Genomic DNA, 15210 nt, shown 5'->3' with positions numbered 1-15210 from the left:
AGAGGCTCCGCCCTGGATGACGGCAAGATGAAATTCGGTCATGAACGCGCGGGCCGTTGTCATGTTCTGTTCAAAAAAACTTCTTATACGGAAGTTTTGTGACACAACGACGACACGCGGCCCGGCCCGCGCCGCGACTACCTCAACGCGACTATCTCAGCGCGACTACCTCAACGCGAGTTGCTCAGTGAAGCTGCGCCCGCCGGGCGTTTCGCGGTGCTGCTGGGTGCGGTGCTCCACCAGCTGGTCCCACGTCTGCATCTGGCGCTCTTGCGTCTTGCGCAGCGCGCCGGTGACCTGCTTGCCGGCTGTCTCGATCAGCGTGGTGATGGTGCGGCTGTCCTGCACCTTGGTCAGGTCATAGTTGCCCGACTGCAAATCCAGCATGCTGCGGTTGCGCGCCTTTTTGGATTCGGCGTTCAGGGACTCGGTCACCACCTGGGCGATCGACTCGCCCTCCCTGCCGCGGGACTGCCGGGTGGTCTTCTGGCCCACCTGGTACTCGGCGCGGCCGATTTCGGTCACGGCACCGAATTCATTGGTGTTCTCGAAATCACCGCTGAAGCTGGCCTGGAAATCGGCCAGGCCGCTTTGCAGGGACTGCACGGAACGCTCCAGCCCGGAGAGCGCGACGATGGCGCCCGGCGCGGCCGGCGCCTGCGCGTTGTGCAGCTGACTGAAGGCACTCTTGAACATGTCCACCAGCGCCGCATCCGCACGGCCGCGCTGCGCGGCGGCATCAAAGCGCTTCAGATGCTGGTCCAGCGCGGACTGGCGCTGCGACGCGCTGGCGCCTGCGGGGGCGTCGGACTCCAGGTTGACGGCCAGCTCGCCCGCCGCGCCCTTCATCGCCACCGATCGGCCATCGGCGCCCACATGCAGGCTGAACGAGGACAGGGGCTGCGAAGGCTTGGGGTTCTTGATGTCCAGGTCCAGGCCGGACAGCACGCTGCGGTCGAAGTCCATCAGCTTGCCCAGTTCCAGCTGGGGCTTGCCCGGCTTTCCCAGGCCTTCCAGCGCTTCGTCCAGCCCGTCGGCCAGCTGGGCAATGGCCGCGCTCTCGGCCTGGCTCAAGGTGCCGGAACTCTTGACCTCGACCCGCAGCCCGCTGCTGCTGCCCGCTTCGCTGCCGTCGTTCGTGGCAATCCGCAGCTCCACGGTCTGGCCCGATTGCGTGCGGATCTTCAGGCTCACGGTGGCAGCGCCCACGGACACATCGCTCAGTGCGGACTTGTCCAGGGCCTGCGCATCCGCGCTGCCTGCGACGGAGTCGGCCGCCGTGGGAGCCTGGTACTCCGCCACCGTCTGCTGGTAGTCCGACGGCGTGGCCGCAAAGCGCGACAGCAGGGCGCCGCCCAGGCCGCGCCAGCGGTCGGCCAGGCTGGCCGACGGGCCCAGGCCCAGGTTGCGCGCCATCAGGGTGCTGATGTCGTCCCTGTCTTGCGAGGCCCAGGCCCGGGTCAGCCTGAACTGCCCCAGTTCCACGGGCTGCGGCTTGGCATAGATGACGCTGGACCCTGTGGACTGGCCCAGCGTGACCTGCGTGCCCGGGTCGGCGGGTGCAGCGGCTGCCGTGGTCGCTGACGACCTCACGGACACCGTGGGCCGCATGCCCACTGCGCTGGCGGCAAAGCTGGCGCCGGTGGATGAAATGCTGGTCATGGATTGATCGTCTTCCTTCGGTCTTGTCTTGACTGAATGGCGGCCCCAGGCCTTTGCAGGCCGGGGATTTTCTCTGTCCACGGACCATCGGCAGATTTCCGGTTTTCTTTACCTCCCATGCACCAATATGGTGTGAATACCTTGTATTCATTGAAATCCGGCCAATACAGGGAATGCTCGGCTGTTGGCGCAAAAAGACACCATTGCTCTACTGGGCACAGCAACCGGCGGCAAGCGGCATTCTCCCCGTGAGGCAGCCCTCTTTGACCTGAGTCAAGACTATGGAGTGAACTGCATCGATATAACGAAACGGCATCGCCAAAATCGGTCGCTGCAGTGCAACATAGATAGAATGAAAAAGACCAGGAGACGATATTGGCATGCAAACCTTTGATTTGCATGCATCAAAACAAGCTATCAAAAGCTTCGTAGTCACAGGAAATACAAACATTCGCCGTGGCGCATATGTCGGCAATGCCGCGCCATGCCCCGTGATTCCTGACGAAGCCGCCCCAAGGCGGCCTGTTTCCCGGCAGACCTTCTGATCTGGAGCATTCGAGATGACGCTATTGGCTGGCAAAAAAGGCCTGATCGTCGGCATCGCCAACCGCGACAGCATTGCCTGGGCCTGTGCCCGGGCCATGCATGCGGCGGGCGCCGAGATCGGCGCGACCTGGCAGAACGACAAGGCCCGGGCGCATGTGGAGCCCCTGCTCGACGAGATCGGTGCCGAGCTGCGCATGCCGCTGGACGTGGGCGACGACGAGCAGATGCGCGCGCTGTTCGATGCCGCCGCCGTGCGCTGGGGCCGGCTGGACTTCGTGCTGCACGCCGTGGCCTACGCCCCGCGCAAGGACCTGCAGGGCCGCGTGGTGGACAGCTCCCGCGAGGGCTTTGCGCTGGCCATGGACATCTCCTGCCACTCCTTCATCCGCATGGCCCACCTGGCCGAGCCGCTGATGGCCGCCAGCGGCGGCAGCCTCATGACACTGAGCTACCTGGGCGCCAGCGAGGTCATGCCGCACTACGGAATCATGGGCCCGGTCAAGGCCGCGCTGGAGTCCACCACGCGCTACCTGGCGGCCGAGCTCGGCCCCTCGCGCATCCGCGTCAATGCCGTCTCGCCCGGGCCCATCGCCACGCGCGCGGCCTCGGGCATTGCCGCGTTCGATGAACTCGTGGCCGACAGCGTGCGCCGCTCGCCCATTGCCGGCGAATTGCAGCCCGACGACGTGGGGCCGCTGTGCGCCTTCCTGGCCTCGGACGGGGCGCGCGCCATCACGGGCTGCACGCTGTATGTCGATGGCGGCCACCACATCCTCAACTAGCGGCTGCCGCACCGGCGCCCCGCAGCACTGCAGATGACCCTCCCATTCCCCCGAACCGCCGCCGCAGCGCTGGCAGCCGCACTGGCCGCCGCCCTGGCAGGATGTGCCTCCCTGGCGCCGCCGCACGAGCCGCCGCCCCTGCCCACGCCCGAGGCCTGGCCTGCCCATCTGCAGGCGGGCGCCCAGGGTGTCGCCGCCGCCGGCCTGCCCTGGCGCGAGTACTTCACCGACCCCGTGCTGCGCCAGCTCATCGCCACCGCGCTGGAGCACAACCGCGACCTGCGCGTGGCCGCGCTGCGCGCCGAAGAGGCGCGCGCGGCCTTCCAGATCCAGCGCTCCGAGCTGTTCCCGGCCATTGGCGTGGGCGGCCAGGCCGCACGGGCGCGCGTGCCGGGCGATCTCAACCTCTCGGGCCGCTCCGTGGTCAGCGGCGAGTACCGCGCCGAGGTCGGCTTCAGCAGCTGGGAGCTGGACCTGTGGGGTCGCGTGCGCAGCCTCAAGGACGCGGCCCTGCAGACCTGGCTGGCCAGCGATGCGGGCCGCCACGCCGTGCAGACCGCGCTGATCGCCCAGGTGGCCGACGGCTACCTGGGCCTGCGCGAGCTGGACGAGCGCGTGGCCATTGCGCGCGAGACGCTGGCCACGCGCCAGGAATCCTTTCGCATCTTCACGCGCCGCGAGGCCGTGGGCGCCAGCTCGCGCCTGCAGCTGGCCCAGGTCCAGACCCTGCTGACCCAGGCGCAGGCCCTGCTGGCCCAGCTGGAGCTGGCACGCGCGCAGCAGCTGCACGCCCTGGCCCAGCTGGTCGGCGCCCACCCGGGTCCGCTGCCCGCCGCCGCACCCTTTGACGACGCCCTGGTGCTGGCCGAGCTGCGGCCGGGCCTGCCCTCGGAGCTGCTCACGGCGCGGCCCGACATTGCCGCGGCCGAGCACCAGCTGCGCGCGGCCCGGGCCCAGATCGGCGCGGCGCGCGCCGCCTTCTTCCCGCGCATTGCGCTCACCGCCCGCTGGGGCACGGCCAGCGCCGAACTCGACGGCCTGTTCGACGGCGGCAGCCGCGCCTGGGCCTTCGTGCCCACGGTGTCCCTGCCCATCTTCGACGGCGGCCGGCGCCGCGCCAACCTGGAGCTGGGCGAGATCCGCAGCGACATGGCCGTGGCCCAGTACGAGAAAGCCATACAGACCGCCTTCCGCGAGGTGGCCGATGGCCTGGCCGCGCGCCGCTGGCTGTCCGAACAGATCACCGTGCAGCGCACCGCCGTGCAGGCCCAGGCCGAGCGCGCGCGGCTGGCGCAGCTGCGCTACGACAACGGCTCGGCCGCCTACCTGGAGGTGCTGGACGCCCAGCGCGACCTGCTGGCCGCACGCCAGCAACTGGTGCAGGCGCGGCGCGCCCTGCTGTCCAGCCAGGTGGGCCTGTATGCCGCCCTGGGCGGCGGCAGCGGCGCGGAACCTGCCGCGCTGCCCGCCACCGTGCCGGCCACGCCTGCCGATCCCCCGAATTCCTGAAGCATCCGGACCCGCCCATGGACAAGAACACCTCTCTGAAGAACAAGATCGTGCCGATCGCCGCCGTGGCGGTCCTGGCCCTCGTGGCCTGGTGGGCCTGGAAGACCTTCACGCCCAAGGGCCCGGGCGAGGGCTTCGTCGGCAGCAATGGCCGGGTCGAGGCCACCGAGATCGACATCTCCACCAAGCTGCCCGGCCGCGTGGAGGAAATCCTGGTGCGCGAGGGCGACTTCGTGCAGGCCGGCCAGCCCGTGGCGCGCATGCAGATCGACACCCTGCGCGCCCAGCGCCAGGAAGCCGACGCCATGCGCCAGCAGGCCGAGCACAGCGTGGCCGCGGCCGAGGCCCAGGTCACCCTGCGCCGCAGCGACCTGGCCGCCGCCCAGGCCCTGATCGTGCAGCGCGAGACCGAGGTGGACGCCGCGCAGCGCCGCTTCAAGCGCTCGGAAACGCTGGCGCGCGAGGGTGCCTCTTCGGTGCAGGAGCTCGATGACGACCGCGCCCGCGTGCGCGGCAGCGAGGCGGCGCTGGCCGCCACGCGTGCCCAGGCCGCCGCTGCCCAGGCCGCCGTGAAGGCGGCCGAGGCCCAGGTGGTCGGCGTGCGCTCCCAGGTGCAGGCGGCCACGGCCACGGTGGCGCGCGTGCAGGCCGACATCGACGACGGCGTGCTCAAGGCCCCGCGCGACGGCCGCGTGCAGCTGCGCGTGGCCCAGCCCGGCGAGGTGCTGGGCGCAGGCGGGCGCGTGCTCAACCTGCTGGACCTGTCCGATGTCTACATGACCTTCTTCGTGCCGGAAACTGCAGCCGGCCGCATCGCCCTGGGCAGCGAGGTGCGCCTGGTGCTGGACGCCGCGCCCGAGTACGTGATTCCGGCCCGCGTCTCCTTCGTCGCCAGCCAGGCCCAGTTCACGCCCAAGACCGTGGAGACCGCCAGCGAGCGCCAGAAGCTGATGTTCCGCGTGCGCGCCCAGATCCCGCCGGAGCTGCTGCGCCGCCATCTGGAACAGGTCAAGACCGGCGTGCCCGGCATGGCCTGGCTGCGCACCGATGCCAGCCATGAGTGGCCCGCCAACCTGGCCATCAAGCTGCCAGCCCAGCCCGCGCAATGAGCCAGAGCACGACGCCCCACGCCAGCGGCTGGGTCGTGCGCCTGAAGGGCGTGCACCAGCGCTATGGCCAGGTCGAGGCTCTGGCGGGCATCGACCTGGACATTCCCGAAGGCCGCATGGTCGGCCTGATCGGGCCGGACGGCGTGGGCAAGTCCAGCCTCATGGCGCTGATCTCCGGGGCGCGCCAGATCCAGGAAGGCAGCGTCGAGGTGCTGGGCGGCGACATGGCCCAGCGCCGGCACCGCGAGGCCGTCTGCCCGCGCGTGGCCTACATGCCGCAGGGCCTGGGGCGCAACCTCTATCCCACGCTGTCGGTGGAGGAGAACCTGCAGTTCTTCGCGCGCCTGTTCGGCCATGACGCGGCCGAGCGGCGCCGTCGCATCGACGACCTCACCCAGGCCACGGGCCTGCGCAAATTCCTGGAGCGGCCGGCCGGCAAGCTGTCGGGCGGCATGAAGCAGAAGCTGGGCCTGTGCTGCGCGCTGATCCACGACCCCGACCTGCTCATTCTTGACGAGCCCACCACGGGCGTGGACCCGCTGGCGCGCGCCCAGTTCTGGGACCTGATCGCGCGCATCCGCCGCCAGCGCCCCGGCATGAGCGTGCTGGTGGCCACGGCCTACATGGACGAGGCCCAGCGCTTCGACTGGCTGGTGGCCATGGACGAGGGCCGCGTGCTGGCCACGGGCACGCCGGCCGAGCTGCTGCAGCGCACGGCCAGCCGCTCGCTGGAAGAGGCCTTCATCGCCCTGCTGCCCGAAGAGAAAAAGCGCGGCCATGCGCCCGTGACCATCGCCCCCCTGCCCGAGGGCGGCGAGGACGACATCGCCATCGAGGCCAGGGACCTGACCATGCGATTTGGCGACTTCGTCGCCGTGGACCATGTGTCCTTCCGCATCCGCCGCGGCGAGATCTTCGGCTTCCTGGGCTCCAACGGCTGCGGCAAGAGCACCACCATGAAGATGCTGACCGGCCTGCTGCCGGCCAGCGAGGGCCAGGCCTGGCTGTTCGGCCAGCCCGTGGACCCGCGCGACATCGACACGCGCCGCCGCGTGGGCTACATGACCCAGGCGTTCTCGCTGTACGGCGAGCTGACCGTGCACCAGAACCTGGTGCTGCATGCGCGCCTGTTCGGCGTGCCCGAGGCGGACATTCCCGCGCGCGTGGCCGAGATGCTGCAGCGCTTCGACCTGCAGGCCGCACAGCACAGCCTGCCGGCCGCCCTGCCGCTGGGCATGCGCCAGCGCCTGTCGCTGGCCGTGGCCATGGTGCACAAGCCCGAGCTGCTCATCCTGGACGAGCCCACCTCGGGCGTGGACCCCGTGGCGCGCGACGGCTTCTGGCGCCTGCTGGTGGAGCTGTCGCGGCGCGACCGCGTGACCATCTTCATCTCCACCCACTTCATGAACGAGGCCGAGCGCTGCGACCGCATGTCCATGATGCATGCGGGCAAGGTGCTGGACAGCGACACGCCCGCGCGCCTGGTAGCCAAGCGCGGCGCGGCCACGCTGGAGGAAGCCTTCATCGGCTACCTGGTCGAGGCCGGTGGCGGCGAGGCCCCGGCCGAGGAACAGCAGGCCGCACCGGCCGCCCCCGCTGCCGTGGAAACGCACGCTGCGCGCCGCCGCCATTTCAGCGCCCAGCGCATGCTCAGCTATGTCTGGCGCGAAGCGCTGGAGCTGCAGCGCGACCCGGTGCGCGCCACGCTGGCCCTGGTGGGCTCGCTGATCCTGATGTTCGTGATGGGCTACGGCATCAGCCTGGACGTGGAGGACCTGCGCTTTGCCGTGCTGGACCGCGACCAGACCACCATCAGCCGCAGCTATGCGATGAGCCTGTCGGGCTCGCGCTACTTCATCGAGCAGCCGCCGCTGACCGACTACGACGCACTGGACCGCCGCATGCGCAGCGGCGAGCTGACCCTGGCCATCGAGATCCCCCCGGGCTTTGCGCGCGATGTGCTGCGCGGCGGCTCCGTGCAGGTGGGCGCCTGGTTCGACGGCGCCATGCCCACGCGCGCCGAGACCGTGCGCGGCTACCTGCAGGGCATCCACCAGCACTGGCTGACCGAGCAGGCGCGCGAGCGCCTGGGCGTGGCGCCGGCCGGCCTCATCGACATCCAGACGCGCTTTCGCTACAACCCCGACGTGCGCAGCCTGCCGGCCATGGTGCCGGCCGTCATGCCCCTGCTGCTGCTGCTTTTGCCGGCCATGCTGACGGCGCTGGCCGTGGTGCGCGAGAAGGAAAGCGGCTCCATCACCAACCTCTACGTCACGCCGGTCACGCGCACCGAATTCCTGCTGGGCAAGCAACTGCCCTATGTGGTGCTGGCCATGCTGAACTTCCTGCTGATGTGCCTGATGGCCGTCACCCTGTTCGGCGTGCCCGTGACGGGCAGCTTTGCCACGCTGGCCCTGGCGGCGCTGATCTTCAGCGGCGCCTCCACGGGCTTCGGCCTGCTGGCCTCCACGCTGACGCGCAGCCAGATCGCCTCGATGTTCCTGGTGCTGATCGGCACGCTGATCCCCACCACGCAGTTCGCAGGCCTGGTCGATCCCGTGTCCTCGCTGGAGGGCGTGGGCCGCGCCATCGGCGAGGTCTATCCGGCCAGCCACATGATCGCCATCAGCCGCGGCGTGTTCAGCAAGGCGCTGGGATTTCGGGAGCTGGCCGGCTCGTTCGGGCCGCTGCTGCTGTCCGTGCCGGCGATCCTGGGCCTGGCCATTGCGCTGACCAGAAAGCAGGAGAGCTGACATGCGCACCCGCCTTTTCTCCAACATCTACCGGCTGGGCGTCAAGGAGCTGTGGAGCCTGTGGCGCGACCCCGTGCTGCTGGTGCTCATCGCCTATGTGTTCACGGTCTCCATCTACACGGCGGCCACGGCCATGCCCGAGAGCCTGCACAACGCGCCCATCGCCATCGTGGACGAGGACGGCTCGCCGCTGTCGCAGCGCATCGCGGGCGCCTTCTATCCGCCGCAGTTCGCGCCGCCGGCCATGATCGACCGCACGCAGATGGACCCGGGCATGGACTCGGGCACCTACACCTTCGTGCTCAACATACCGCCCAACTTCCAGCGCGACGTGCTGGCGGGCCGCGCGCCCGAGCTGCAGCTGAACGTGGACGCCACGCGCATGAGCCAGGCCTTTACGGGCAACAGCTATGTGCAGCAGATCGTCTCGGCCGAGGTCAGCGAGTTCGTGCGGCACTTTCGGGGCGCCACCGCCCTGCCCGTGGACCTGGTGGTGCGCGCGCGCTTCAATCCCGCGCTGGACAAGGTCTGGTTCGGCGGGCTGATGCAGATCATCAACAACGTGACCATGCTGTCCATCATCCTCACGGGCGCGGCGCTGATCCGCGAGCGCGAACACGGCACGGTGGAGCACCTGCTGGTCATGCCGGTGACACCGACCGAGATCATGCTGGCCAAGATATGGTCCATGGGACTGGTCGTGCTGGTCACCGCCTTTGCCTCGCTCAACCTCGTGGTGCGCGGCGCCCTGGGCGTTCCCATCGAAGGCTCTCAGCCGCTGTTCCTGGCAGGGGCCGCGCTGTGCCTGTTCGCCACAACGTCGCTGGGGATCTTCCTTGCCACGCTGGCGCGCAACATGCCACAGTTCGGCATGCTGCTGGTGCTCGTGCTGCTGCCGCTGCAGCTGCTGTCGGGCGCCATGACGCCGCGCGAAAGCATGCCGCAGCTGGTGCAGACCATCATGCTGGCCGCGCCGACCACCCACTTTGTCGAGCTGTCGCAGGCCATCCTCTACCGCGGAGCGGGGCTGGACGTGGTCTGGAAGCCCTTTCTCGCACTGGCCGCCATCGGCTCCGTGCTGTTCGCCCTCACGCTCGCCCGCTTTCGCAAGACCATCGGCCAGATGGCCTGAGTTTCGTTCCGCCGCCAAGGCATCTTTCCACGTCAACCAGCAAGGAGTTCCATATGAGCGCACAGACCATTCCCCTCCATCTGCTCAAGGCCCAGCTCGAACTGCAGCTGCACCTGAGCCGGCTGCTGCAGGAAAGCGGCCAGCAATGGCTGGAACATGCCGCACGCAACGGCCCCGAGCGCATCGCCGAGACCGGCAACGAGATCGAGGGCGTGCAGCAGACCAGCAGCTGGCAGGAGCTGGCCACCCTGCCCGCCCAGGCCTTCTGGCGCCACGCCCACCTGCGCATGGGCCATGCCCAGGCCCTGGCCCAGACCGCCATGGCCAGCCAGATGACCCTGGCCCAGGGCGTGCAGCAGGCCGTGCACGACTGGCAGCAGCAGGTGGCAGCCACGCTGAGCGGCGGCGCCCAGGGCGCGGCCGACACGGCCGTGCCCTGGAGCGACCTGCTGGCGCGCTGGACCTCGGCCGTGCAGTCCATGGCCCAGTCCGTGACCCCATCCGTCACCCCGCCCGACCATGCGGCGCAGCAGCCCATTGCAGCGGCTGCCGCCGAAACGGCCCGGGACGCTGCCGCCCACGGCTGAAGAGCCCAGGGACTGACACAAGCCGCACGGTCCCGCAGGCGCGGGGCCGTTTGGCGGCCATTCACACGCAATCTGCAAGCAGGGGGCAGGACATGCCCGTTAAAGGAGTGGGCCAGATGAACGAGCACCTCGATAGCCACGGCACCGTGGACGTGGGGGCACTGTGGGGCGATCCGCTGAAGCTGCCCCAGGCAGCTGCACAGTACGCCACCGATGCCTGGCAGCGCACGCTGCTGTATGCCGACATCCGGCGCCAGCGCGGCAACCAGTACCGCGCCCACCTGGCCGAGGAAGTGCCCAATGTGCTGAGCTTCCAGGCCGAGATCGTGATGTCCGGTCTGGAGCTGCCGCGTCCCGTCAACTACGGGCTGGCACGCATCGCGCCCATGGAGGGCACGGTCATCGACCCGGCCAAGCGCCCCTTCATCGTCGTCGATCCGCGCGCGGGCCACGGCCCGGGCATCGGCGGCTTCAAGCCCGACAGCGAGATCGGCGCCGCCCTCAAGGCCGGCCATCCCTGCTACTTCGTGGGCTTCCTGCCCGATCCCGTGCCCGGCCAGACCGTCGAGGACGTGATGCGCGCCGAGGCCGAATTCGTGCGCAAGGTCGCCGAGCTTCACCCCGAGAGCCGGGGCAAGCCCGCCGTCATCGGCAACTGCCAGGCCGGCTGGCAGATCCTCATGACGGCCGCCGTCTGGCCCGAGCTGTTCGGGCCCATCATCGTGGCCGGTGCGCCGCTGTCGTACTGGGCCGGAGACAACCCCATGCGCTACGGCGGCGGCCTCATGGGCGGCAGCTGGGTGACGGCACTGACCAGCGACCTGGGTGCGGGCCGCTTCGACGGCGCCTGGCTGGTGCAGAACTTCGAGAACCTCAACCCCGCCAACACGCTGTGGGAAAAGCAGTACCAGGTCTATGCCGACGTGGACACCGAGGGGCCGCGCTACCTGGGCTTCGAGAAGTACTGGGGCGGCCATGTCTTCCTGGAAGGCCGCGAGATGCAGTACATCGTGGACAACCTGTTCATCGGCAACCGGCTGGCCACGGCCGAGCTGACGACCTCGGACGGCGTGCGCATCGACCTGCGCAACATCCGCTCGCCCATCGTGGTGTTCTGCTCGCATGGCGACAACATCACGCCGCCGGGCCAGGCCCTGGGCTGGATCACCGACCTGTACCGTGATGACGAGGACATCGCCGCCCACGACCAGACCATCGTCTTCGCCACGCATGACAGCATCGGCCACCTGGGCATCTTTGTCTCGGGCGCCGTGGGCCGCAAGGAGCACCGCGAGTTCGCGGCGCACATCGACATCATCGACCTGCTGCCCGCCGGCATCTACCGCGCCGAGATCGCCGACCGCCCGGCCGGTGTGCCGGCACAGGACCTGACCGACGACGCCTACCTGATGAAGATCCGCCGCAGCGACCTGGCCGAGGTGCGCGACATCGTCCGGCCCGACCCCGAAAGCGAGCGCCACTTTGCCGCCGCCGCCCGCGTCTCCGAAATCAACCTCGCCCTGTACCGCAACACCGTGCAGCCCTGGGTGCAGGCCCTGTCCACGCCGTTGTCGGCGCGCTGGCTGCAGGCCATGCATCCGCTGCGCGTGGGCTATGAATACTGGTCGGACTCCCACCCGCTGGCCCCTGCCGTGGCCCAGGCCGCCGAGCAGGCGCGCGAGGACCGCCACCCCGTCGAGCCCGACAACCCCTTCCTGAAGGCGCAGCAGGCCATGTCGCAGGCCGTGGTGCATATGCTGGACACCTACCGCGACCAGCGCGACGCCATGCAGGCGCGGCTGTTCCACGCCATCTATGGCTCGCCTCTGGTGCAGGCCCTGGCCGGCCAAAGCCGCCAGGACGACGGCCCGCCGCGCCCGCACCCGGGCGAATCGCCCGAGCACTGCCAGTACATGTGCCAGGAGCTGGCGCGGCTGCACGAAAGCGTGGCCCAGGGCGGGCTGTACGAGGCCGTCATCCGCGCCCTGTTCCACGTGCTGCGCGCACGCGGCGAGGCCGATGAACGCCACTTCCGCCACGCCTGGCGGCTGCTGCAGGACCACCTGGGCGGCGTGCCGCCCGACATGGCGCAGTTCCGCCGCATCGTGCGCCGCCAGGCCCTGCTGATGCAGCGCGAGCCCGACGCCGCCATGGCCGCCATCACCCAGTTGCTGGCCGCCTCGCCGGCGGCCGACATCCGCTGGGGCATGACCACGGTGGACGAGCTGGCCAACCAGGGAGGCAACCTCAGCGATGCCGAGCACCAGCGCCTGCTGCAGGCCATGGCGCATTTCGTGCAAGCGCTGGAGGTGGCGCAGGCCAGGGAGGCACCCAAGGAAGCGGCCCCACCCGAAGCCCCGGCCGCCAGGCCCACCCCGCGCGCACCGGCCAGCCGCGCGCACACAGGTACCCGAAAGAAGCGATGAACCTCTCCCCTGCCTCCCATGCGGCCCTGCCGCCCGAAGACCTGGCCCTGCTGCGCAACCACAGCTTTGACGAACTGGACGTGGGCGACAGCGCCAGCCTGGAACGCACGCTGAGCACCCAGGACCTGCGCCTGTTCGCCGCCCTGTCGGGCGCGGCCGTGGCCGACGGCGCTGGTGCCGGTGCCGGTGCCGGCACGGTTGCCGGCGCCGACGATGACGACACGGCCCTGATCGCCCACGGCATGTGGGGCGGCATGCTGCTGGCCTCGGTGCTGGGCACGCGCCTGCCCGGCCCCGGCACCACCCTGGTCGGCCAGACGCTGCGCTTTCTGGCACCGCTGGCCGCAGGCGACCGGCTGACCGTGCGCGTGGAAGTGCTGGCCAAGCAGGCCGAGCAGCGCCAGGTCACGCTGGCCGTGGCCTGCACCAACCAGCATGGCGCCGCCGTGATCGAGGGCCAGGCCACCGTGCATGCGCCTGCGCGCCACATCGAGCGCCAGCGCACCAGCCTGCCCGAGATCCGCCTGGAGGCCGGTGGACGCGACGGCCTGCAGCGCCTGCTGGCCCATGTGGCCGGCCTGCCGCCCATCCGCGTGGCCGTGGTCCATCCCTGCGACGAGACCAGCCTCTCGGCCGCGCTGGACGCGCGCCGCGAAGGCCTGATAGACCCCGTGCTGGTGGCCCCGCGCGCGCGGCTGGAGGCCGTGGCGGCCGAGCACGGGCTGGACCTGGGCGGCCTGCGCATCGAGGACGTGCCGCACAGCCACGCCGCCGCCACGCGCGGCGCCGAGCTGGCCGCCTGCGGCGAGGTCGAGGCCATCATGAAAGGCAGCCTGCACACGGACGAACTCATGGCCGAGGTCGTGGCCGCCGCCGCCGGCCTGCGCACCAAGCGCCGCGTGAGCCACTGCTTCGTGCTGCAGACGCCGCACTACCCGCGCCCCTTCATCGTCACCGATGCGGCCATCAACCTCGCGCCCGACCTGCAGCAAAAGGCCGACATCGTGCGCAATGCCATCGCCCTGGCCCATGCCATCGGCGTGCCCGAGCCCAAGGTCGCCATCCTGGCCGCCGTGGAGACCGTGAGCCCGCACATGCCGGCCACGCTGGACGCCGCCGCGCTGTGCAAGATGGCCGACCGGGGCCAGATCGCAGGCGGCGTGCTCGACGGGCCGCTGGCCTTCGACAACGCCGTGTCCATGGCCGCCGCGCGCACCAAGGGCATCGATTCGCCCGTGGCGGGCCAGGCCGACATCCTGGTCGTGCCCGACCTGGAAAGCGGCAACATGCTGGCCAAGCAGCTCATGTACATGGGCGAGGCGGCCAGCGCCGGCATCGTCATGGGCGCCAAGGTGCCCGTGATCCTGACCAGCCGCGCCGACAGCCGCGCCTCGCGCATCGCCTCCTGCGCCATCGCCCTGCTGCTGGCCCACCGCTACCGGAACTCGCCGCCATGATCCCTGCCCACACCGCATCCTCCCCCGCCCGCGAACTGGTCGTGGTGCTCAACTGCGGCTCGTCCAGCATCAAGTTCGCCGTCTTCGACGGTGCACAGCGCCCGCTGCCGCGCAAGCCGCTGTGGAACGGCAAGGTCCAGGGCATAGGCGGGCCCGCGCCCGACTTCGGCGAGAGCGGCGTGCCGCCCTTTGCCATTGCCCTGGATGCCGCCCACCCCTACCGCGCCGCGCTGCAGCTGATCCGCGAGCGCATCACAGCGCGCCTGGCGCAGCTGGACGGCGCCCGCGTGGCCGCCGTCGCCCACCGCGTGGTGCACGGCGGCAGCCGCTACTTCGAGCCCGTGCGCGTCGATGCCGGCGTGCTGGCCGATCTCAAGGCCTTCATCCCGCTGGCGCCACTGCACCAGCCCTTTGCGCTGGAGGCCATGGACATCCTGCTGCGCGAGCGGCCCGAACTGGTGCAGGTGGCCTGCTTCGACACCGCCTTCCACCACACGCTGCCCAAGGTCGAGCAACTGCTGCCCCTGCCGCATGCGGCCTGGGAACGCGGGCTGCGCCGCTACGGCTTCCACGGCCTGTCCTACGAATACATGGCCACCGCCCTGCCCGAGCGCCATGGCGACCTGGCGCGCGGGCGCACCCTGGTGGCCCACCTGGGCAGCGGCGCCAGCCTGTGCGCCATGCAGGGCCTGCAAAGCGTGGCGACGACCATGGGGTTCTCGGCGCTGGATGGCCTGATGATGGGCACACGCACCGGCGCGCTGGACCCCGGCGCCGTGATCTACCTGATGGAAATCGAAAAGCTCAGCCTGCAGGAAGTGGGCCGCATCCTGTACCACGAGTCCGGCCTGCTGGGCGTCTCGGGCACCTCGTCCGAGCCGCGCGTGCTGCTGCCGCTGGAGTCGGGCGCCGATGCCCAGGCCGAGCGTGCGCGCGATGCGCTGGCGCTTTACGTGCGGCGCATCGTGCGCGAGATCGGCGCCCTGGTCGCCGTGCTGGGCGGCCTGGACCTGCTGGTGTTCACCGCAGGCGTGGGCGAGCACAGCGCCGAGATACGGCGGCGCGTGTGCGAGGGCCTGGGTTTTCTGGGCCTGCGGCTGGACGCCGAGGCCAATGCGCGCGATGCGGCCGTGATCTCGGCCACCGGCAGCGCCGTCACCGTGGGCGTGGAGCCCACCAACGAGGAATGGGTGGCGGCGCGCCATGCGCTGCGCTGGCTGCCGGGCAACGCGATCCCCGCATGAGTG

11 protein-coding genes are annotated in these 15210 nt (G+C 70.2%); 10 read left to right on the top strand and 1 reads right to left on the bottom strand.

Features of this window, described 5'->3' with window-relative positions; all coding sequences use genetic code 11:
* Positions 1 to 165: 165 nt before the first annotated feature.
* A complete protein-coding gene (locus AC5I49_RS09420; RefSeq protein ID WP_495789243.1) occupies positions 166 to 1662 on the bottom strand; it encodes a hypothetical protein in 1497 nt (498 codons plus the stop codon).
* Positions 1663 to 2042: 380 nt separating this feature from the next.
* On the opposite strand from AC5I49_RS09420, the gene AC5I49_RS09415 reads away from it, so the two are divergent.
* From AC5I49_RS09415 to AC5I49_RS09370, 10 genes are all read left to right on the top strand, one after another.
* On the top strand, positions 2043 to 2207 hold the full coding sequence (locus AC5I49_RS09415) for a hypothetical protein (RefSeq protein WP_155294163.1): 165 nt from the start codon (positions 2043 to 2045) through the stop codon (positions 2205 to 2207).
* A gap of 15 nt (positions 2208 to 2222) precedes the next feature.
* A complete protein-coding gene (gene fabI, locus AC5I49_RS09410; RefSeq protein WP_016449534.1) occupies positions 2223 to 2990 on the top strand; it encodes an enoyl-ACP reductase FabI in 768 nt (255 codons plus the stop codon).
* A gap of 33 nt (positions 2991 to 3023) precedes the next feature.
* A complete protein-coding gene (locus tag AC5I49_RS09405) occupies positions 3024 to 4499 on the top strand; it encodes an efflux transporter outer membrane subunit (protein ID WP_074923575.1) in 1476 nt (491 codons plus the stop codon).
* Between the two features lie 17 nt (positions 4500 to 4516).
* On the top strand, positions 4517 to 5608 hold the full coding sequence (locus AC5I49_RS09400; protein ID WP_012202692.1) for an HlyD family secretion protein: 1092 nt from the start codon (positions 4517 to 4519) through the stop codon (positions 5606 to 5608).
* The gene (gene rbbA, locus AC5I49_RS09395) at positions 5605 to 8361 is read left to right on the top strand and encodes a ribosome-associated ATPase/putative transporter RbbA (RefSeq protein ID WP_495789242.1); all 2757 of its coding nucleotides are present in this window, start codon (positions 5605 to 5607) and stop codon (positions 8359 to 8361) included. The genes AC5I49_RS09400 and rbbA overlap by 4 nt, the downstream gene beginning before the upstream one ends.
* Before the next feature lies 1 nt (position 8362).
* A complete protein-coding gene (locus tag AC5I49_RS09390) occupies positions 8363 to 9493 on the top strand; it encodes an ABC transporter permease (RefSeq protein ID WP_495789241.1) in 1131 nt (376 codons plus the stop codon).
* Positions 9494 to 9546: 53 nt separating this feature from the next.
* Complete coding sequence (locus tag AC5I49_RS09385; protein WP_016453976.1) at positions 9547 to 10080, top strand: hypothetical protein; 534 nt, start codon at positions 9547 to 9549, stop codon at positions 10078 to 10080.
* A 116-nt stretch (positions 10081 to 10196) separates the two neighbouring features.
* Positions 10197 to 12506 carry a DUF3141 domain-containing protein gene (locus AC5I49_RS09380; protein ID WP_495789240.1) on the top strand — a complete coding sequence of 770 codons (2310 nt, stop codon included), beginning with the start codon at positions 10197 to 10199 and terminating at the stop codon, positions 12504 to 12506.
* Entirely contained in the window at positions 12503 to 13963 is a 1461-nt protein-coding gene (locus AC5I49_RS09375) for a bifunctional enoyl-CoA hydratase/phosphate acetyltransferase (protein ID WP_495789239.1), read from the top strand. The genes AC5I49_RS09380 and AC5I49_RS09375 overlap by 4 nt, the downstream gene beginning before the upstream one ends.
* A complete protein-coding gene (locus tag AC5I49_RS09370) occupies positions 13960 to 15207 on the top strand; it encodes an acetate/propionate family kinase (RefSeq protein WP_278535311.1) in 1248 nt (415 codons plus the stop codon). The genes AC5I49_RS09375 and AC5I49_RS09370 overlap by 4 nt, the downstream gene beginning before the upstream one ends.
* Positions 15208 to 15210: the final 3 nt, after the last annotated feature.

Source organism: Delftia sp. (genome assembly GCF_059499305.1).
The sequence above is the reverse complement of the archived record's forward strand: the minus strand, read 5'-3'. Positions and strand labels throughout refer to the sequence as shown.

What these genes read in the sequence shown, in the direction of transcription:
- AC5I49_RS09385 (WP_016453976.1), top strand. Translation starts at nt 9,547, where the DNA reads ATGAGCGCACAGACCATTCCCCTCCATCTGCTCAAGGCCCAGCTCGAA.
- AC5I49_RS09375 (WP_495789239.1), top strand. Translation starts at nt 12,503, where the DNA reads ATGAACCTCTCCCCTGCCTCCCATGCGGCCCTGCCGCCCGAAGACCTG.
- AC5I49_RS09370 (WP_278535311.1), top strand. Translation starts at nt 13,960, where the DNA reads ATGATCCCTGCCCACACCGCATCCTCCCCCGCCCGCGAACTGGTCGTG.
- AC5I49_RS09390 (WP_495789241.1), top strand. Translation starts at nt 8,363, where the DNA reads ATGCGCACCCGCCTTTTCTCCAACATCTACCGGCTGGGCGTCAAGGAG.
- AC5I49_RS09420 (WP_495789243.1), bottom strand. Translation starts at nt 1,662, where the DNA reads ATGACCAGCATTTCATCCACCGGCGCCAGCTTTGCCGCCAGCGCAGTG.
- AC5I49_RS09400 (WP_012202692.1), top strand. Translation starts at nt 4,517, where the DNA reads ATGGACAAGAACACCTCTCTGAAGAACAAGATCGTGCCGATCGCCGCC.
- fabI (WP_016449534.1), top strand. Translation starts at nt 2,223, where the DNA reads ATGACGCTATTGGCTGGCAAAAAAGGCCTGATCGTCGGCATCGCCAAC.
- AC5I49_RS09415 (WP_155294163.1), top strand. Translation starts at nt 2,043, where the DNA reads ATGCAAACCTTTGATTTGCATGCATCAAAACAAGCTATCAAAAGCTTC.
- rbbA (WP_495789242.1), top strand. Translation starts at nt 5,605, where the DNA reads ATGAGCCAGAGCACGACGCCCCACGCCAGCGGCTGGGTCGTGCGCCTG.
- AC5I49_RS09405 (WP_074923575.1), top strand. Translation starts at nt 3,024, where the DNA reads ATGACCCTCCCATTCCCCCGAACCGCCGCCGCAGCGCTGGCAGCCGCA.
- AC5I49_RS09380 (WP_495789240.1), top strand. Translation starts at nt 10,197, where the DNA reads ATGAACGAGCACCTCGATAGCCACGGCACCGTGGACGTGGGGGCACTG.